Here is a 17,748-nt window from a genome sequence, read left to right as displayed (position 1 = left end):
CGGGGTGGTGCCCCGCCCGCGGCTTGAGATCGCTGACATCTTTCGCGCCCATGGTCCCGCATGGCGGCGGGCCAATGCCGGGCATGTCAGCCTCACCCAGCTCAGGGTGATGTCGGCGATTGAAGCCTGCCGGACCGAGGCGCTCGGCGGGCATGTGGCAGCCTGCGCCAAATGCGGTCACCGGCATGTCGCGTACAATTCCTGCAAGAACCGGCACTGCCCGAAGTGCCAGGGGCCGGCCGCGCGCGACTGGATGGCAGCACGGGCCGATGACCTGCTGCCGGTGGAGTATTTCCACGTGGTCTTCACCCTGCCGGCAGAGATCGCACGGATCGCCTACTGGAACAAGACGGCGGTCTACGGCCTGCTGTTCCGAGCGTCAGCCGAGACCGTGACGACCATCGCCGCCGATCCCCGGCACCTTGGCGCCCGCGTGGGCATGACCTCTGTACTCCATACCTGGGGTTCGGCGCTGACCCACCACCCGCATGTCCACATGATCGTGCCCGGCGGCGGCCTGTCACCTGACGCTACACGCTGGATCGCCTGCCGCCCTGGCTTCCTTCTGCCCGTGCGCGTCCTGGCCCGGCTGTTCCGGCGCCTGTTCCTGGAAGGGCTGTCGGCGCTGCACAATGCCGGGCAGCTTCAGTTCTTCGGTGATCTGGAAGGACTGGCCGACCCCGCAGCCTTCGCCGCCTGCCTCGCCCCGCTCCGCAAGACCGAATGGGTCGTCTACGCCAAACCGCCCTTCGGCGGGCCCGAGGCTGTCCTCGCCTATCTCAGCCGGTACACCCACCGCGTGGCGATCTCGAACCATCGCCTTGTCAGAGCCGATACCGATACTGTGGCGTTCCGATGGAAGGATTACCGGATCAAGCGCGGCGACCGGATGAAGGTGATGCGGCTCAAGACCGGCGAATTCATCCGCCGGTTCCTGCTGCACGTCCTGCCCGACGGCTTTCACCGCATTCGCCACTACGGCCTGCTGGCCGGCGCCACCCGCAAGGCCACCATCGCCCGCATCCGCGGCTTGCTTGTGAAGACCCCGGCCGAACAGGAAACGCAGGAGATTGCTGAGACCGTACCGCTCACCCTGCGCGAGCCGTGTCCTTGCTGCGGCGGCCCGATGCGCATCGTCGAAATCTTCCGGCGCGGGCAAAAAACGATGAGCCGTGCGCCACCCAGGGAGCAGGCCGCATGACGAAACGCCCGTCCATGCCGCGAAGACTGCCCCGGTTCCCATTCGTGCTCCGGAACGCCCCCGGTACGCCCGGCCCTGTGGCTGGCCCGCAATCACCCGGTCAAAGACTCCGCCGGCACCCGGAACGCATGATCACAGCCCGCTGGACAACCTTTCTCAACCGGTGCTTCCTGCCTGGCTGTCGCTCAGAACCGACACTTGCAATCACCCGCAGTATACTTTCCCCATAGACGCCGCCCAGCCTCACACGGCTTCCTCCTTGTCAGGTTATTCAACGCGGGCCGGGTTGCACACGAACGCCACCGATGCGCCGCAGCCCGCATCGAAAAACCTTCGACAAAGTGAGCATTCGATACACGATGTCCAATGTCGGCTTTGGATTGCGCAATGCTCCTCTCATTAGCATGGGTTTCACTATGGGATGATCGGTTCTTCATCGAGGCAAGAAAGTAATTCGGCAATCTGGTCGCGCATCCAAGAATGTGAAGCACTTGCGGAGTATCGTCGGTGCCAAATCATGCACAGTTGCGCGGTTGGAACGGGCATTGGGGCACGGTAGACGCGCAGCCCAGCGGCCTTTTCGACGTGATAGGCCAATGCGGTCGGGAGCAGAGCGATAAGGTCCGATCCTGCCACTGCTCGATAGACCCCCGAAAAGATCGGCATTGTCATGACGACGCGCCTCTCACGCCCGACTTCTGCCAAAGCCGCATCTCCGATGGCTCTACTATTTCCCTCTGGCGAGAACAGAACGTGGCCGACATCACAGAAGAGATCTATCGGTACGACATCGCCACCCGACAATCCCTCCCGTTTCAAGCGTGGGTGGCCCTTGCGCGCAACGACCGAAAAGCTTGACCTGAAGACCGGGCGGCTCTCAACCCAATCTGGAAGAGGTGTTTTGGGAACAATTGCGAGATCGACCTCGTAGCGGTCGAGCGTTTCGACATAGCTATCTGGGACAAGATCAACCAGATGGACACGCATCTTGGGAGCAAGAAGCTGAAGCCTCTCGGCGAGTCTTGGCATCAAAAGTTCTGCAAAAAAGTCACTCCCTGAGATGCGAAAACTCACATCCGATGTGCGGGGGTCAAATGTGCCCGGTCCGCGGATTAGATCTTCAATACGCTCAAGAACCTGCTGCAGTTCCTCTTTCAGGGTTAGCGCGTATTGTGTCGGCTCTAAACCTTTTCCGCGACGGAAAAACAATTCGTCACCAAGAGCTGCTCTGAGGCGCGCGAGTGCTGCAGAAACCGCAGGTTGGGACAGTCCAAGGCGTTCGCCTGCACGAACTGTCGAGGGTTCTTCCAGCAATGCGTTCAGCACCCGCAACAGGTTCAGATCGAAGGTTTTCAAATTTGTCATACAAATTGATGCCATATAATCAATCAATTTTCCATATGAAATCCAAGCTGATATGGTTCTCCTATCGAAGGCGCCTTCGTTTCCCCGTCTTTTCAGGAGGAAGCGATGAAAGACACAATACTCGGACCCGATGCAATCGAGTGGCTCGGGGTACACTACAACACAATACTCACGACTGATGCCACCAATGGCGCGATGTCGATTACGGATTCCGTCTCGCCGCCAGGTTCTGGCCCGCCCCGTCACATTCACCACGATGCTGACGAGACGTTCATTATGCTGACGGGTGATTCCGAATTCTGGCTAGATGGTGAACGGTTCGCACGGGGGCCTGGCCAAACCGCCTTTGTTCCGCGCGGCACAGAACACACGTTTCGCGTAGTGAGCGATGTTCCCGCCCGCCACTTGGTAATCCTGACGCCAGGTGGGTTCGAAGGCTTCTTTGTCGAGATGGCCGCGGGACAGTTACGTATTCCAAAAGACATGACAGAGATCACAAAAATTGCGTCGAGATACAAACTGACATTCACTGGCCCGCCGATGAGCGCGGATGATCAGGAGGCAATCCAATGAAAAACCTACCCAAAATGTTCTTTGCGGCGGCGGCGCTTTTTGCACTGTGCGGAATGATCTGGGGCATTCAAATGTCGGCAACCCACGATCATACCCTTTCGCCAGCTCATGGGCATCTCAACCTGATCGGTTTTGTGATGATGTCCGTCTTCGGCACCTATTATGCTCTGACGCCCCATGCAGGTCGCAGCCGGACAGCAGGGTTTCACTTTTTGCTGAACACAGCGACTGTTCTGGTCCTAACCCCCGGGATCGCACTCGCCATTTCAGGCCAGACCGAAGTGCTCGCACAAATCGGTTCGGTTTTGGCAGTTCTTTCCATGGCGCTGTTTGGCTTTGTTGTCTTGAGATACGGTGTAGGCCACGCGTTTAATGAAGCTGTTTCAGACAGCAGAATGACCTCCCAACCCGCAGAATAGTCGGCATGTTCGCTGAAAAAAAATGCAGCAAGTGCCCCTCTTGGGCGCTTGCTCTCGTTTGTCTGAAGCGGCCATTCGCACGCTTCGCAGCATCTGTCATTGTTGGCTCGAAGCTGCCATTTCGCCAGTGTATTTCACCGCCCAAACAAAACCCCCTGCGCCTGCTTGCTGCGGTGATCCCCGCGCAGCTCCGCAAACAAGGCACGCCCTGCCTGCACGCCCGGACGGGCGCCCATGACCTCGAGCCAGCGGGCGAAGTGGGGTTTGTCCTCAAGCACCTGCTGCTGGCCCTCCCACAGGCTGGCCCAGCCCCAGATCGCCATGTCGGCGATGGAGTAGAAATCGCCCGCGACGAACGCGTTCTCGGCCAGCCGCCGGTCCAGCACGCCGTAAAGCCGCGCGACCTCGGCGCGGTAGCGGTCCTTGGCGTAGGGGATGTCCTGCGGCGGGTCGAAGAAAGGCGCGTATTTCAGGAAGTGATGCGCCTGACCCGCCATCGGACCGACGCCGCCCATCTGCCACATCAGCCATTCCTCGACCGCGATGCGGTCGCGCTCGGTCTGGCCGTAGAACCGCCCGGTCTTGCGCGCCAGGTACATCAGGATCGCGCCGCTTTCAAAGATCGAGACCGGCGCGCCGTCGGGGCCGTCCGGGTCGATGATGGCGGGCATCTTGTTGTTGGGGGCGATCTTGAGGAATTCGGGGTCGTGCTGGTCGCCCTTGCCGATGTCGACCAGCATGACGGTGTAGGGCAGGCCCATCTCTTCCAGAGCGATTGAGATCTTCCAGCCGTTCGGCGTGGGCCAGTAGTAGAGTTCGATCGGATCCGGCATGTGAGCCCCCTGTTTGTTTGCGATCATGCGGTATTTTCGGCCAACGGCAAGGGGTGTGGCGGTTCCTTAAAGCTTGACGAAAACCGGCGCGGGGCGTATGGGCATCGCAGGAACCACGTGGCGATTTGTTACCGGATTGCGGGCCACGCTAAACAACACCGCTAAAAGGTCAGGATGAAAGACCCCTTTCGCTTGACCGCGTCTGGGGTTTTTTCTTTGCCCTCGGGTTCCGGGGCGGAAAGGGACGAGATGAGCGAGAACTGGAGCAAGCGCACGCAGGCCGTGCATGGGGGCATCCGCCGCAGCCAGTACAACGAGGTGAGCGAGGCGATCTTTCTGACGCAGGGGTTCGTCTATGACACCGCCGAGCAGGCCGAGGCCCGGTTCATCGAATGCGGGCCCGACGAGTTCATCTATGCCCGCTACGGCAATCCCACCGTGTCGATGTTCGAACAGCGCATCGCGGCGCTGGAAGGGGGCGAGGACGCCTTTGCCACCGCCTCGGGCATGGCGGCGGTCAACGGGGCCCTGACCGCGATGCTGAGGGCCGGAGACCACGTGGTGTCGGCCAAGGCGCTGTTCGGCTCCTGTCTTTACATCCTGGAAAACATCCTGACCCGGTTCGGGGTCGAGGTGACATTCGTCGACGGCACCGATCTGGAGCAGTGGAAGGCCGCGATCCGGCCCGACACCAAGGCGGTGTTCTTCGAATCCATGTCGAACCCGACGCTCGAGGTGATCGACATTGCCGGCGTTGCCGACCTGGCCCATGCGGTCGGCGCCGTCGTCATCGTGGACAACGTGTTTTCGACGCCGGTTTTTTCGAAGGCGATCGAGCAGGGCGCCGACGTGGTGGTCTATTCGGCGACCAAGCATATCGACGGGCAGGGCCGCGCGCTGGGCGGGGTGATCATCGGCACCCGCGACTTCATCCGCGGCACGGTCGAGCCCTATCTGAAACATACCGGCGGCGCGCTGAGCCCGTTCAACGCCTGGATCATGCTCAAGGGGCTTGAGACGATGGCGCTGCGGGTCAATGCCCAGGCCGAGACCGCGCAGAAGCTGGCCGAGGCGCTGGAAGGGCATCCGGCGCTGGAGCGCATCATGTATCCGGGGCTGAAAACCCATGCCCAGAACGGGCTGGTGCGGACCCAGCTGGGCGGCAAGGGCGGCACGGTTCTGTCGCTGGACATCAGGGGCGGGAAGGCGGCGGCCTTTGCCTTTCTCAACGCCATGACGGTGCCGGTGATCTCGAACAACCTGGGCGATGCGAAGTCCATCGCCACGCACCCGGCCACCACCACGCACCAGCGTCTGAGCGATGCGCAGCGCGAAGAGTTGGGGATCACGCCCGGGCTGATCCGGTTCTCGGTCGGGTTGGAAGACGCGGACGACTTGATAAAAGACGTGAAGAATGCGCTGGAAGTGTCACAAGCATAGTGGAAAATCGAACCTCCCCTCGGCGAGACAATGCGCTATGATGTCCGGCCGTAGAAGCCCAAAAGCTCGCTGTCCGAGAACCTGACGCCAGGTTTTTCATAGTAGGAGAAAACCGCGATAACCCGCGCCCTGCCGCCCTTGACCGGGGTGACGCGGTGGGCGGTGTTCCGGCCCTTGAACACGTTCAGCGTTCCGGGCGTCAGCGCGATGACCTTGCTGGCGGGATCCTCGCCCCGCAGCAGCCGCGCCACGCCGTCGTAATTCGGATCGTCGTCGCTGCGCAGGTCGGTGCGATACTCGAAGCCGCCGCCCTGTTCCGGGGCCTGCAGCAACAGCGTCGTGGTGAATTCGGACCGGTCGAAATGCCAGTTCAGCGCCTGTCCCTGCCCGTAGGACATCACGTTCACGCGCGCCAGCGGATCCTCCATCACGTGCAGCCGGGGCTTGTCCATCGTGGCGGCCAGGAAGGTCACGAAGTCCGGCCATTCGTACAGCCTCAGCAGCGCCGAGCCCGCGATCTGGTCCGCGCACAGGGTCCGGTTCGATGTCCGGAACTCGGTCAGGGCCGGGTGTTCCGCGGGCAGATCCTCGACCGGCTTGAAATAGATGTTGTGCACCCGTTCGTGCAGAAAGGCATCCGCGGCAAAGCGCGGCTCCATCTCGGCCACGGCCCGTGCCGCCACCTCGGGACGCATCAGGCCCTCGAGGTTGAACATCCCTTTCCGCGCCAGATCGGCGCGGCAGCGATCGACCAGCGACCGCCAGTCCGGATCATGCGGTCGGTGCAGGGGAAAGCGATCGAGATCGAGAATGTCGTGCATGTCAGAACCGGTTTCGCGTCGCATCCAAGCTGCATCAGAATTGACCGGGCGCAAAGCCGAAAATCGGCGGTCAGGACGATCCGGCCCCGGCAGCGCGCGGCGATGGATGTCAAAAAACACCGTCCAAGGACGTAGGCGGGTGAAAAACGACGGTTTTCGCCCACTTTTTTTGATCCGGGATGCTACTTGGCGCGAAAACGCACTAGATTGGAACTTGTCCAGAAGTCGTCTATACACCTGCGACCAGCCGAGGAAATGCGCCGATGAACTTTCACGCTCGCAAGATCGACGAGACCCCCGACCGCGAGGAAGCCGCCGCCGCGCTGGCGCTGCTGCGGAAATGGGCGGAATCCGCAAGTGAAGCTGAAATCAGCCAGCTTGATCCGGCGGTCGCCCGGCTGGTTCCGGGGCTGGTGCCGACCAACTATCCCGCGCTGTCGCGCGAGTATGACGAGCATTTCACCGTCGACGAGGCCTACAGGGCCGCGCTGCCCGACCTGCAGAACGGGCCGGCGAGCCTGATCCGGGGCGCGAAGCAGCAGATCCAGCATGTGGGCATCTCGAACTTCCGTCTGCCCATCCGGTTCCACCGCAAGCACGGCGAGGATCTGACGCTGGAAACCTCGGTGACCGGGACCGTAAGTCTCGAGGCCGAGAAGAAGGGCATCAACATGTCCCGGATCATGCGGTCCTTTTACAAGCATGCCGAGCGCACCTTCAGCTTCGAAGTGATGGAAGCCGCGCTGAACGACTATATGACCGATCTCGACAGCTTCGATGCGCGCATCCAGATGCGGTTCTCGTACCCGGTCCGGGTCGAGAGCCTGCGTTCGGGGCTTTCGGGGTATCAGTATTACGACATCGCGCTGGAACTGGTGGAACAGGCCGGAGTGCGCCAGAAGATCATGCATCTGGACTACGTCTATTCCTCGACCTGCCCCTGCTCGCTGGAGCTGAGCGAACATGCGCGTTCGATGCGCGGCCGGCTGGCGACGCCGCATTCACAGCGGTCGGTGGCGCGGATTTCGGCCGTGGTGGATACGGATGCCGATTGCCTGTGGTTCGAGGATCTGATCGCGCTCTGCCGCCGGGCGGTGCCGACCGAGACGCAGGTGATGGTCAAACGCGAGGACGAACAGGCCTTTGCCGAGTTGAACGCATCGAACCCGATCTTCGTCGAGGACGCGGCGCGTCTGTTCTGCGCCGAGTTGCAGGCCGACCATCACATCGGCGATTTCCGCGTGATCGCCAGCCATCAGGAAAGCCTGCACAGCCACGACGCGGTGTCGGTCCTGACCGAAGGTCCGACCTTCGCGGCGACCAGCCTCGATCCCAAGCTGTTCAACACCCTGTTCCACGTCGGCTGATCCCGTTGCGACAAGCGGTTTCCGGTGCGTCGGAGGCCGTTTCACAACGACGGGTTGACGTAAGGTAAGCGGATTTCCGCCACCCGGAGAACTTATTGCCGCACTGCAGCACATTCTTGCTGCGCTTGCTCAACGATTCGCCCTATGGTGCATGCAAATGCAGCAGCAGACCCTTACCAGCGCGGTTGGCGGGGTGCCGGACCGGAAGGGGGCCGAATTGCGTGATGCAGAAGTTTGCAAGGCAACTCCAACCTGCTTCGGCAGCAGGGCGGGTTTCCTGCACCACTCTCCAGGACCTTGGATATTATGAGGAGCACAAAAATAATGAATCCAATTTCCAGACCGCTTGAATTACAAGCCGCCGCCATGCGGGTGGCGGGATACGCACTGACAAATCAGCTGAGAATGATGCAGATCATGACGCGCTCGGCCATGGATCTGCCGATGCTTCAGGTCCGCGCGCTGCGGATCGCGGCTTCCGCGCCGTCGATCGTCACACGCGAATTCGTTCCCGCCGCAAATTCGGCCAAGGCCGAAAACGGCACCTCCGGTCCTGCCCTGAAGGTGGTCGGCACGGTCGAGGTCGAAGCGAAGCCCGCCCCGGCCAAAGCCAAGCCCGCCCCGGCCAAAAAGAAGGCGCCGGCCAAGAAGGCTGCCGCCGCGAAGGCCAAGCCCGCCCGCAAGAAGGCGGAACCGGTGAAAAAAGCCCCGGCCCGCAAAGCGCCGGCCAGCAAGGCGCCGGCGGCCAAGACCGCGGCAAAACCCGTGGCGCAGGCAAAAACCGCCGCGGCCGTGAAGGAAGCGGCGAAGCCCGTTGCGGCAGCGCCGAAGGCCGCCGAGGCAAAGCCGGTTGAAAAGCCCGCGACCGAGGCAATCTTCAAGCCGGTCAACAGGTCGGTGGAGGCGCCGGCTTCTGCAACGCCGGCGGCACCGGTAGCCGCGCAGCAGGCGCCCCAGGCCAAGCCGGTCGTGGCGGCATCCGCGCCCGCAAGCCAGCCCGTGGCCACAGCGCCGCAGGCGGCGCCCGCAGCCGCCCCGGCAAAACCGGCCGAGGCCGCGCCGGTCAAGGACGTTGCGGCGCAGGCGGCCAAGCCCGCCGCTGACGTGAAACCTGCGACTGCCGCGGCCCAGGCCAAGGCGCCGGCGCAGGCTCCGAGCGCGCCGGCCAGCCGGACGGCAGGCGCCAAGAAAAACACGCGCCGGACGCGGACGCCTTCGAAACCGCCCGCGATGCCGGTGCGGAAGCCCGGAACCGACGCCTGAGGCAACGCCTTCGGCTTGACACTGCAGGTCCCTCGCGCCAACGCTTCGCGTCATGATGGACCTGCGCCCTGTCGGATATGTGATCGGCCTGCTGGTCGCGCTTCTGGGCGCGACCATGCTGCTGCCGATGATCGCGGATCTGCTGGAAGGCCGCGGTGAGTGGCACGTCTTTCTTGAAAGCGCGGTCATCACCATCCTGACCGGCTGCGTTCTGGCGCTGAGCTGTTCCAACGGCGTCGGCGAGGGCCTGACCATCCGGCAGACCTTTCTTCTGACCACGGGCGTCTGGGTCGCCCTGCCTTTCTTCGGGGCGATTCCCTTCATGTTCGGCGAAACCGAGCTGCGGTTCGTCGATGCCTTCTTCGAGGCGATGTCGGGCCTGACGACCACCGGCTCGACCGTGATCGCGGGGCTCGATGCCCTGCCGCGCGGCCTGCTGTTGTGGCGCGGGCTGCTGCAATGGCTGGGCGGCATCGGCATCATCGTCTTCGCGATGGTGTTCCTGCCTGAACTGCGGGTGGGGGGGATGCAGATCTTCCGCTCGGAAGGCTTTGAGACGATGGGGAAAATCCTGCCGCGCGCACAGGAGATCGCGGGCCAGATCGCCTATATCTACATCTTCCTGACCGCCGTCTGCGCGATGGTCTATGCCGGTCTCGGCATGAGCTTTTTCGACGCGCTGGTCCATTCCCTGACCACGATGTCGACCGGCGGATTTTCCAACTACGACGCGTCCTTCGGCACCTTCTCGGGCCCGGCGGAATACGCGGCGTCGGTCTTCATGATCCTGGCGGCGCTTCCTTTCGTCCGCTACGTCCAGTTCGTCAACGGCAATGCCCAGCCGCTGTGGCAGGACACCCAGATCCGGGTCTTTCTGGCGATCATCGCGGTGCTGGTGGCGGTGACGTCGCTGGTTTTGGCCCAGGTGTTCCCCCAAAACTGGGAGCAGAATTTTCGCGAATCCCTGTTCAACATCACCTCGATCATCTCGGGCACCGGCTATGCCAGCGTGGACTACATGACCTGGGGCAGCCTTGCGGTCATGATGTTCTTTTTCATCGGCCTGATCGGCGGATGCGCCGGATCGACCGTGTGTTCGATCAAGATCTTCCGCTACCAGCTGCTGTTCGCGTCGATCAAGGTCCAGATCCGGCGCATCCGCTCGCCGCATGGCGTGTTCATCCCGCAATACGAAGGCCGCCCGATCGGTCAGGATGTCCTGAGTTCGGTGATGAGTTTCTTCATGTTCTTCGTGGTGACGCTGGGCGTTCTGGCCTGGGCGCTGGCGCTGACCGGTCTGGACTTCATCACCGCCGTGTCCGGCGCGGCGACGGCTCTGGCCAATGTGGGCCCTGGCCTGGGCCCGCAGATCGGGCCGTCGGGAAATTTCGCCGGGCTCAACGACGCCGCCAAGTGGTTGCTGTCGGCGGCCATGCTGATCGGCCGTCTGGAGCTGCTGGCGGTCTATGCGATCTTTACCCTCAAATTCTGGAGAAACGGATGAAACGGCCGCTCGGCGCGCAAATCTCGCACATGCTCAGAAATCGGGGCGTGGAGGTCGTCTTTGGCATTCCGGGGGTACACAATCTGGAACTGTACCGCGGCATCGAGGAAGCCGGCATCACGCATGTCCTGGCAAGGCACGAGCAGGGCGCCGGGTTCATGGCCGACGGCTATGCGCGCGCCACGGGACGGCCGGGCGTGGCCTATGTGATCACCGGGCCGGGCCTGTGCAACATCATGACGCCGATGGGACAGGGTTATTCGGATTCCGTGCCGATGCTGGTGATTTCCTCGTGCCTGGACGAGACCGCTTCGCGCCGCGGGCAATTGCACCAAATGAAGGACCAGCAGGGCGCGGCGGCTGCGGTCTGCGACTGGTCGCTCAGGGCGGAAACGGCGCAGGCCGCCTATGGCCTGGTCGAGCGCGCCTTCGAGGAGTTCGAACTGTCCCGGCCGCGCCCCAAGCACATCCAGATCCCGATCGCGCAGCTTGAAGCGCAGGCCGAACCGGCGCCGTTTCCGAACCAGCCGGCCCTGCGCACCAGGGCGCTGAAACCCGACATCGCGCCGGTGCTGTCGTTGCTGAACACCGCGCGGCGGCCCTTGTTCATCCTCGGCGGCGGTGCGCGCTCGAACCTCTGGCGGCAGATCCTGAACCAGCTGGGGGCGGCCTGTTTCACCACCTGTCCCGGCCGCGGTCTGGCCGGGGCGGGCTATGCGCTGGATTTCGGCGCGTCGCTGGCCCGGCCGGGCAGCGCCGACATCATCGGCTCGGCCGATCTGGTCATTGCGGTCGGCACCAAGCTGGCCGAGGTCGATCTGTGGCGCGAGGAACTGGGGCATGGGGCGATCCTGGTCCGGGTCGATCTGGACCCCGAGGTTCTGTCGGACGGGCAGCGGGCGCAGGTCAAGCTGCAGGCGGACGGAGACAGCTTTGCCCGCACGCTCTGGGAAGCGACGGAAGAGGCGAAGCCGGCCACCGGATGGCGCGCCGAGGAGGTCGCCGAGGTGCGGGCGCGGTGGCGGGCCGAGGTGGATGCCGAGCGCCCGGGCATCATCGCCGTGGCGGACGCGCTTCGCGCGGCGATGCCTGCGGATGCGATGATCTATTCGGACATGACGCAATTCGCCTATGTCGCCAATGAGATCTGGGACATGTCCTATCCCTTCCACTGGCATCACCCGGCCGGGTTCGGGGCGCTCGGCTATGCCTTGCCCGCGGGGATCGGCGGTGCGGTGGCGCGGCGGGGCAAACCGACGGCGGTCATCGCCGGGGACTACGGGTTTCAGTACACGATGCAGGAACTGGGGGTGGCGGTCGAGCTGGGCCTGCCGCTGCCGATCATCCTGTGGGACAACGGCAAGCTTCAGGAGATCGAGGACAGCATGGTGCGGGTCCAGATCGCGCCGAACGCGGTGGCCGCCCACAACCCCGATTTCTGCAAGCTGGCCGAGGCGTTCGGAGCCGCATCGGCGGCGCCCGAAACGCTGGAGGAGATGCAGCGCGCGGTTCGCGCGGCCTTCAAGGCCGACGGGCCGACGCTGATCCGGGTGACGCCCGGTATCCTCTGACGGGCGTCAGCGCCGGCTCAGTCCCAGCAGCTGACCAGAACGGTCATGCCGGACGCCCTGTTGCTGAGTTCATCGGGCGAGATGTCGGCATTGGTCTGCGCTTCGCGCCCGCGCATTCCGGCATCGGCCAGAACCCGCGTCAGGGATGCGGCGTCTGCGGCGAAGCTGACATTGCGGGGCAGGGCCTTGTCCTTGGCCGGCGCAGGCAGCAGCATGCCGACCACGTTGCCGTCTTCGTCGAAGACCGGTCCGCCCGCATCCCCGGCCTGCGCCGCAAGTTCGAGCCGCGAGATGCCGGCCTCGCCGTTCAGGCCGCGCACATCCGAGACCTTGCCGAATGTCAGGGTCGGGGCGCCGAGCGCGCCCTCGTAGGAATAGCCCGAGGCGGCCACCTCTGACGAAATCCGCGGCCCGGCTGCGCCGAGTTGCGCCACGGTGATCGGCGCAAGGGCCTGAACCGGGCGCAGCAGCGCAACGCCCAGATCGTCGTTCCGAGCCGCGACATTGGCGTCGAACCGTCCATCCAGCGTGATCCGGGCGCAGCCGTCGGCCACTTCGGCCACCGTCAGGACCGCGCCGGTCGCATCGACGTAGAAGCCCGAGCGGGACAGGCGCGGCTTGCGGATGTTGAGCCCGGCAACCAGGTCGATCCGCTGTTCGGCATCGGCGCCCGCGGTGTCGGGCAGCACGCCGTCGATCCGGTTGAAGCTGGCTTTCATCGCCGCCAGCACCCGGGCGCGGCGGGCTTCGTCGCCCTCGGGCCAGACCAGGGTGAAGCCCTTGATCTGGCCGTCGCGCAACTCGGCCTCGGTGTGGGAAACGATGCCGTTGCCCTGACCCTGCAGGACAAAGCTGTTCCGGCTGCGTTCGCGCGGGCCGTCCAGCGGCACGATTTCAAGCGTCTGCATGACCTCGTAGAGCCCGCGCAGCGTCGCTTCGGTGCCCTTCTGGCTGATCAGCAGCACCCGTGCGCCCAGGTCCGAACTGCTGTCGAAATGCGCGAAAGGCGCTTCGTGGCGTGAGAATTCGACGGCGCCCAGCGGCAGGTGCATTTCGATGCCCGCCTCGCGGTCGGTGTAACGCTTCATGCCGACGCTGATGAGCGGTTCGTTGTAGTCGTCCATCAATAGCTTGCGTTGCCGCGTCGTCAGGATGCCGGTCGCCTCGAAGCCGTTGTAAAGCTGCCAGTCCTGCATCGAACGGCGGGTTCCGGGGCCAAAGGCGCCGTCGATCGCCGCGTTGTAGAACCCGGCGGCCTGCAGCGCGATCTGCAGATCCATGCGTTCCTGGCCGCTAAGCAGCTGTTCGCTGCGCAGCGCCTCGGCGCGCGTCTCGTCTGCCGGTTCGTCGCGGCGAACGATTTCCGGCTGCTGCGGCTGGGCCGACTGTTCGACAGGCGGGGTGACGGCGGCACGGTCCAGCAGGTTCGCGCCGATCGGCCAGAACTGCTGTCCGAAGGAGCCAGAGAAGGCGAGGAAGCTGTCGGCGGGTATCTGGCGCTCGGCCCGGTAGACGCGCAGCACCTGTTCCGCGTCGGACCTAAGATAGGGGCCCAGGACGATCGCGTACCATCCGCTGCCCAGCCGGAACCCGTTCACATCCGCCAGCGCGTCCGAATAGTCCTGCGCCCGTTCCTGCGCCTGCTGCAGCGTCGGTAGGGCTTCGATCTGGACCCAGACGCCCTCGTCCTGAGCCTGCTGGGCGAAGGCGGCCCGCAGACCGCAGAAAAGAAGGAAAACGACTGTCGTGAATGCTCGTACCATTTTACTTGTGTCCAGTATTCCGGAATGCCTTGAACTTTGCCGCACCATAAGCAGGATTCTAAGGCGAAAGCCATGCCCGGAAAGAGGCGGCGGACGGGTGTGGCGGTCGGGCGACAGCCCCGGCCAATGCGCCGTTGACGCCCTTTGGTCCCTTGCATAGGAAGGGCCAAGCCGACCGGAAACGGGCCGTTCCGTGCCCAGAGGGAATGTCATGACCGATAAGTCCAGCGCCCCGCGCTCTTTTCAGGAAATCATCCTGCGCCTTCAGTCCTACTGGGCGTCCAAGGGCTGCGCCGTTCTGCAACCCTATGACATGGAAGTGGGCGCCGGGACGTTCCACCCGGCAACGACGCTGCGGGCGCTGGGCTCGTCGCCCTGGGCCGCGGCCTATGTCCAGCCGTCGCGCCGCCCCACGGACGGGCGGTACGGCGAGAATCCGAACCGGCTGCAGCATTATTACCAGTACCAGGTGCTGATCAAACCCAGCCCGCCGGATCTGCAGGAGTTGTATCTGGGCAGCCTCGAAGCCATCGGCATCGACATGGCCCTGCACGACATCCGTTTCGTCGAGGACGATTGGGAAAGCCCCACCCTGGGTGCCTGGGGGCTGGGCTGGGAAGTCTGGTGCGACGGCATGGAGGTCAGCCAGTTCACCTATTTCCAGCAGGTCGGCGGCCATGACTGCACGCCGGTCTCGGGCGAGCTGACCTATGGTCTGGAACGTCTGGCGATGTTCGTGCTGGGCGTCGATCACGTGATGGACATGCCCTTCAACGACCCGGACGCGCCGATACCGCTGACCTATGGCGACGTGTTCAAACAGACCGAAGAGGAATATGCGCGCTGGAACTTCGACGTTGCGAACACGGAAATCCTGCTGCGCCATTTCGAAGAGGCCGAGGCCGAATGCGCCACGATCCTGGCGCAGGAGCATGTCGATCCCAAGACCGGCAAGCGCATCGTCATGGCGCATCCGGCCTATGACCAGTGCATCAAGGCCAGCCACATCTTCAACCTGCTGGACGCGCGCGGGGTGATCTCGGTGACCGAACGGCAGGCCTATATCGGCCGGGTGCGGGCGCTGGCCAAGCAATGCGCCGACGCCTTCGTGCAGACGGCGGCCGGGGGGCACGCGGCCTGATGGGCCGATCAGGCCAGACCCGGCAGAAGCGATTTCAGGCCGTCGGTGATCATCGAGATCGCGATGGCGGCAAGGATCATGCCCATGAACCGGCTCATGATCACCCGCGCGGTTTCCGACAGGCGGCGTCCCAGCGCGGCGGCGTTCCAGAAGGTCACGGTCAGCAGCGCCACCACGAACAGGAACACGCCCACATAGGCGACGAGGTGCGCCGCGTCGTTGACATGGTGCGAATAGACGATGAGCGTCGTGATCGTTCCCGGCCCGACGAGGATCGGAAAGGCCAGCGGGTAGAAGGCGACGGTTTCCGGGGCGGGGTAGGCGCTTTTTTCGCCTTCGGACCCGTGATGCGAACTGCTTTCGCTGCCGTTCAGCATGTTCAGGGCGAAGATGAGGATGACCATGCCGCCCGCGACGCGCAGATCGTCGATGCTGATGCCGAACAGCTTGAGCACCTGCGCGCCGATGGCGGCGAAGGCGCCGCCCAGGACCAGGCAGTAGATGGCGGTTTTCACGGCGATCTTGCGCTGGTCGGCCGGAGACGCGCCGTCTGTCACGCTGAGGAAGACCGGCAGGTTGGTGACCGGGTTCATGATCGCGAACAGCGCGCCGAAAAATCCGATGACGAAACTCGTTTCCATGCAACCCGTTCCAAAGAAAGCCTTTCAGGAACGCACCCTGACCGATTTTCCGCCCGCTTGAAAGGGGCGGCTTGATCCGAGGAGACCGTTGATGACGGGAAAGATACTGGTCCTGGCCCTGGTGCTGAGCGCCGCCATCGCGGCGGCGGCCATGTATTATCTGCAGGTCTACGGCTTTTACTACGAGGTTGCCGCTGAGCCGGGCCGGGACGTCCAGCTTGTTCCGCAGGGCGGCGGCGCGGCCGAACCGATCGACTACGCCAATTTCAGCGCGATCGACGCCGACAGCTCTCCGATCCGCTACAGGGCCTGTTTCGAAACCGGCCTGAGCCTGGAAGAACTTTCCGCCCGCTTCTCGCCCGCCGAGGACCCCGAGCCCCTGAACGCTCCGGGGTGGTTCGACTGCTTCGACGCGCCGGATCTGGCCAGGGCGCTGCAGGACGGCACGGCCCGCGCCTTCATCGGCGGCAAGAACATCCATTTCGGGGTGGACCGGATCGTGGCGGTGACCGACGCCGGGCGGGGCTACGCGTGGAACGCGCTCAACAATTGCGGCCAGAAGGCCTATGACGGAACGGTCGTGGGCGAGGAATGCCCGCCGCGGCCGGAGAACTGAGGGGAAAGAGGACCTGCCGTGGCGGAACCCATCGAGATACCTGCATTCATTGCGGTCACACTGGGGTTCGCGGTGTTCCTTGCCGGCACGGAAATCAACGCGCGCGTCGAAGCTCTGCGTCGCTACAACATACCGGAGCCCGTGACGGGCGGGTTGCTTGCGTCCTTGGCGCTTTTTGCCGTCTACCTGGTGTCCGGGCTCGAGTTCGAGTTCGACTTGCAGCACCGCGACTTTTTGCTGGTCCTGTTCTTCGCCGGCATCGGCCTGAATGCAAGGTTCGCCGATCTGGTGGCAGGGGGCAGGCCGCTGCTGCTGCTGTTGCTGCTGACCGTCGCTGCGATCGTCGTACAGAACCTCGTCGGGATCGCGGGGGCGATCGCCTTTGGCTTCCCGGCCAAGTCCGGCGTGCTGTTCGGCTCGGCTTCGCTGATCGGCGGGCACGGTACCGCCATAGCCTGGGCTCCGCAGGTCGCCGAGGCGGCTGGGCTGGGCGGCGCGACCGAACTGGGAGTTGCCGTGGCCACGCTCGGCCTCGTCGTGGCGGCGCTGGTGGGTGGTCCCGTCGCGAAATTCCTGGTCGAGAAACACGACCTGACTTCGCCGGATCCGGACGTCGAATTGACGGTCGGCATTGCCGAGGACGATCACCGGGCGGATGGAAAGATCGACCACCAAACGATCATGCGAGTACTGATGTACCTCAACGTGGCCATCATTCTGGGTTTCGCGGCACACGAGGCCATCATCGCATCCGGCGTCAATCTGCCCCTCTTCGTTCCCTGCCTGATCATGGCAATTCTCGTGGCGAACCTGCGCGCGGCCTTGTTTCCCAAAGCCCCTCCGATCTCGCGGACCCCGGCGCTTGGGCTGATCTCGGAGTTTTCGCTTGGCGTGTTTCTCGCCATGTCGCTGATGAGCCTGCAGCTTTGGACGATCGCGGGCGACGGGCTTGCCATCGGGACGATCGTCGCGACGCAGACGGTGATCACGGTCGCCTTCGTGATATTCGGCCTGTTCGCGGTGATGGGCCGCAATTACATGGCCGCGGTGCTCGCCTCGGGGTTTGCCGGCTTCTCTCTGGGCGCGACGCCGACCGCGATTGCCAATATGACCGCAGTCACCAAGCAATATGGACCGTCGCCTATTGCCTTTATCGTGCTCCCCCTTGTATCCGCCTTCTTCGTGGACATCGCCAATGCCGTCGTCATCCAGACGATCGTCAATTTCTAA

16 protein-coding genes and 1 riboswitch are annotated in these 17,748 nt (G+C 63.7%); of the genes, 11 read left to right on the top strand and 5 right to left on the bottom strand.

Annotated features, from left to right (window positions below; genetic code table 11):
• Positions 1-7 precede the first annotated feature (7 nt).
• Positions 8-1,201 carry an IS91 family transposase gene (locus FGK63_RS00200; RefSeq protein WP_138839588.1) on the top strand — a complete coding sequence of 398 codons (1,194 nt, stop codon included), beginning with the start codon at positions 8-10 and terminating at the stop codon, positions 1,199-1,201.
• Positions 1,202-1,615: 414 nt separating this feature from the next.
• On the opposite strand, the gene FGK63_RS00195 is transcribed toward FGK63_RS00200, so the two are convergent.
• The gene (locus tag FGK63_RS00195; protein ID WP_138839587.1) at positions 1,616-2,566 is read right to left on the bottom strand and encodes a LysR substrate-binding domain-containing protein; all 951 of its coding nucleotides are present in this window, start codon (positions 2,564-2,566) and stop codon (positions 1,616-1,618) included.
• A 105-nt stretch (positions 2,567-2,671) separates the two neighbouring features.
• On the opposite strand from FGK63_RS00195, the gene FGK63_RS00190 reads away from it, so the two are divergent.
• On the top strand, positions 2,672-3,139 hold the full coding sequence (locus FGK63_RS00190) for a cupin domain-containing protein (RefSeq protein ID WP_138839586.1): 468 nt from the start codon (positions 2,672-2,674) through the stop codon (positions 3,137-3,139).
• On the top strand, positions 3,136-3,558 hold the full coding sequence (locus tag FGK63_RS00185) for a hypothetical protein (protein WP_138839585.1): 423 nt from the start codon (positions 3,136-3,138) through the stop codon (positions 3,556-3,558). The genes FGK63_RS00190 and FGK63_RS00185 overlap by 4 nt, the downstream gene beginning before the upstream one ends.
• A 134-nt stretch (positions 3,559-3,692) precedes the next feature.
• Here FGK63_RS00185 and FGK63_RS00180 read toward each other — a convergent pair whose 3' ends face one another.
• On the bottom strand, positions 3,693-4,391 hold the full coding sequence (locus tag FGK63_RS00180) for a glutathione S-transferase N-terminal domain-containing protein (RefSeq protein ID WP_138839584.1): 699 nt from the start codon (positions 4,389-4,391) through the stop codon (positions 3,693-3,695).
• A 107-nt stretch (positions 4,392-4,498) separates the two neighbouring features.
• Positions 4,499-4,576: riboswitch (SAM riboswitch) on the top strand.
• Positions 4,577-4,640: 64 nt separating this feature from the next.
• On the opposite strand from FGK63_RS00180, the gene metZ reads away from it, so the two are divergent.
• Positions 4,641-5,831 carry an O-succinylhomoserine sulfhydrylase gene (metZ, locus tag FGK63_RS00175; RefSeq protein WP_138839583.1) on the top strand — a complete coding sequence of 397 codons (1,191 nt, stop codon included), beginning with the start codon at positions 4,641-4,643 and terminating at the stop codon, positions 5,829-5,831.
• A gap of 35 nt (positions 5,832-5,866) precedes the next feature.
• Here metZ and FGK63_RS00170 read toward each other — a convergent pair whose 3' ends face one another.
• Positions 5,867-6,652, bottom strand: coding sequence for a HalD/BesD family halogenase (locus FGK63_RS00170; protein WP_138840411.1), 786 nt, complete (start codon positions 6,650-6,652; stop codon positions 5,867-5,869).
• A gap of 263 nt (positions 6,653-6,915) precedes the next feature.
• Here FGK63_RS00170 and folE2 point away from each other — a divergent pair, with 263 nt between their 5' ends.
• From folE2 to FGK63_RS00150, 4 genes are all read left to right on the top strand, one after another.
• Positions 6,916-8,019: a GTP cyclohydrolase FolE2 gene (folE2, locus tag FGK63_RS00165; protein WP_138839582.1), complete on the top strand. Its 1,104-nt coding sequence runs from the start codon at positions 6,916-6,918 to the stop codon at positions 8,017-8,019.
• 324 nt (positions 8,020-8,343) lie between these two features.
• Positions 8,344-9,282: a hypothetical protein gene (locus FGK63_RS20880; protein WP_179953051.1), complete on the top strand. Its 939-nt coding sequence runs from the start codon at positions 8,344-8,346 to the stop codon at positions 9,280-9,282.
• Positions 9,283-9,334: 52 nt separating this feature from the next.
• A complete protein-coding gene (locus FGK63_RS00155) occupies positions 9,335-10,786 on the top strand; it encodes a TrkH family potassium uptake protein (RefSeq protein WP_138839581.1) in 1,452 nt (483 codons plus the stop codon).
• A complete protein-coding gene (locus FGK63_RS00150) occupies positions 10,783-12,357 on the top strand; it encodes a 5-guanidino-2-oxopentanoate decarboxylase (protein ID WP_138839580.1) in 1,575 nt (524 codons plus the stop codon). The genes FGK63_RS00155 and FGK63_RS00150 overlap by 4 nt, the downstream gene beginning before the upstream one ends.
• Before the next feature lie 17 nt (positions 12,358-12,374).
• On the opposite strand, the gene FGK63_RS00145 is transcribed toward FGK63_RS00150, so the two are convergent.
• A complete protein-coding gene (locus tag FGK63_RS00145; protein ID WP_138839579.1) occupies positions 12,375-14,120 on the bottom strand; it encodes a serine protease in 1,746 nt (581 codons plus the stop codon).
• Between the two features lie 211 nt (positions 14,121-14,331).
• Here FGK63_RS00145 and FGK63_RS00140 point away from each other — a divergent pair, with 211 nt between their 5' ends.
• Complete coding sequence (locus FGK63_RS00140) at positions 14,332-15,261, top strand: glycine--tRNA ligase subunit alpha (protein WP_138839578.1); 930 nt, start codon at positions 14,332-14,334, stop codon at positions 15,259-15,261.
• A gap of 8 nt (positions 15,262-15,269) precedes the next feature.
• Here the strand turns inward: FGK63_RS00140 and FGK63_RS00135 are convergent, their stop codons facing one another.
• Positions 15,270-15,902 carry a MarC family protein gene (locus tag FGK63_RS00135; protein ID WP_138839577.1) on the bottom strand — a complete coding sequence of 211 codons (633 nt, stop codon included), beginning with the start codon at positions 15,900-15,902 and terminating at the stop codon, positions 15,270-15,272.
• A 91-nt stretch (positions 15,903-15,993) separates the two neighbouring features.
• Between FGK63_RS00135 and FGK63_RS00130 the strand changes: the two genes are divergently transcribed.
• Both FGK63_RS00130 and gltS read left to right on the top strand, forming a co-directional pair.
• On the top strand, positions 15,994-16,518 hold the full coding sequence (locus FGK63_RS00130; protein WP_138839576.1) for a DUF6446 family protein: 525 nt from the start codon (positions 15,994-15,996) through the stop codon (positions 16,516-16,518).
• Between the two features lie 18 nt (positions 16,519-16,536).
• On the top strand, positions 16,537-17,748 hold the full coding sequence (gltS, locus tag FGK63_RS00125; protein WP_138839575.1) for a sodium/glutamate symporter: 1,212 nt from the start codon (positions 16,537-16,539) through the stop codon (positions 17,746-17,748).

The sequence above is a fragment of the Ruegeria sediminis genome (assembly GCF_005938215.1).
In the GTDB taxonomy this organism is placed as follows: Bacteria; Pseudomonadota; Alphaproteobacteria; order Rhodobacterales; family Rhodobacteraceae; genus Ruegeria; species Ruegeria sediminis.
The sequence above is the reverse complement of the archived record's forward strand: the minus strand, read 5'-3'. Positions and strand labels throughout refer to the sequence as shown.

Bases quoted from the DNA above. Each gene is read 5' to 3' on its own strand.
- FGK63_RS00195 (WP_138839587.1), bottom strand. From the start codon at position 2,566: ATGACAAATTTGAAAACCTTCGATCTGAACCTGTTGCGGGTGCTGAAC.
- FGK63_RS00190 (WP_138839586.1), top strand. From the start codon at position 2,672: ATGAAAGACACAATACTCGGACCCGATGCAATCGAGTGGCTCGGGGTA.
- FGK63_RS00185 (WP_138839585.1), top strand. From the start codon at position 3,136: ATGAAAAACCTACCCAAAATGTTCTTTGCGGCGGCGGCGCTTTTTGCA.
- FGK63_RS00180 (WP_138839584.1), bottom strand. From the start codon at position 4,391: ATGCCGGATCCGATCGAACTCTACTACTGGCCCACGCCGAACGGCTGG.
- metZ (WP_138839583.1), top strand. From the start codon at position 4,641: ATGAGCGAGAACTGGAGCAAGCGCACGCAGGCCGTGCATGGGGGCATC.
- FGK63_RS00170 (WP_138840411.1), bottom strand. From the start codon at position 6,652: ATGCACGACATTCTCGATCTCGATCGCTTTCCCCTGCACCGACCGCAT.
- folE2 (WP_138839582.1), top strand. From the start codon at position 6,916: ATGAACTTTCACGCTCGCAAGATCGACGAGACCCCCGACCGCGAGGAA.
- FGK63_RS20880 (WP_179953051.1), top strand. From the start codon at position 8,344: ATGAATCCAATTTCCAGACCGCTTGAATTACAAGCCGCCGCCATGCGG.
- FGK63_RS00155 (WP_138839581.1), top strand. From the start codon at position 9,335: ATGATGGACCTGCGCCCTGTCGGATATGTGATCGGCCTGCTGGTCGCG.
- FGK63_RS00150 (WP_138839580.1), top strand. From the start codon at position 10,783: ATGAAACGGCCGCTCGGCGCGCAAATCTCGCACATGCTCAGAAATCGG.
- FGK63_RS00145 (WP_138839579.1), bottom strand. From the start codon at position 14,120: ATGGTACGAGCATTCACGACAGTCGTTTTCCTTCTTTTCTGCGGTCTG.
- FGK63_RS00140 (WP_138839578.1), top strand. From the start codon at position 14,332: ATGACCGATAAGTCCAGCGCCCCGCGCTCTTTTCAGGAAATCATCCTG.
- FGK63_RS00135 (WP_138839577.1), bottom strand. From the start codon at position 15,902: ATGGAAACGAGTTTCGTCATCGGATTTTTCGGCGCGCTGTTCGCGATC.
- FGK63_RS00130 (WP_138839576.1), top strand. From the start codon at position 15,994: ATGACGGGAAAGATACTGGTCCTGGCCCTGGTGCTGAGCGCCGCCATC.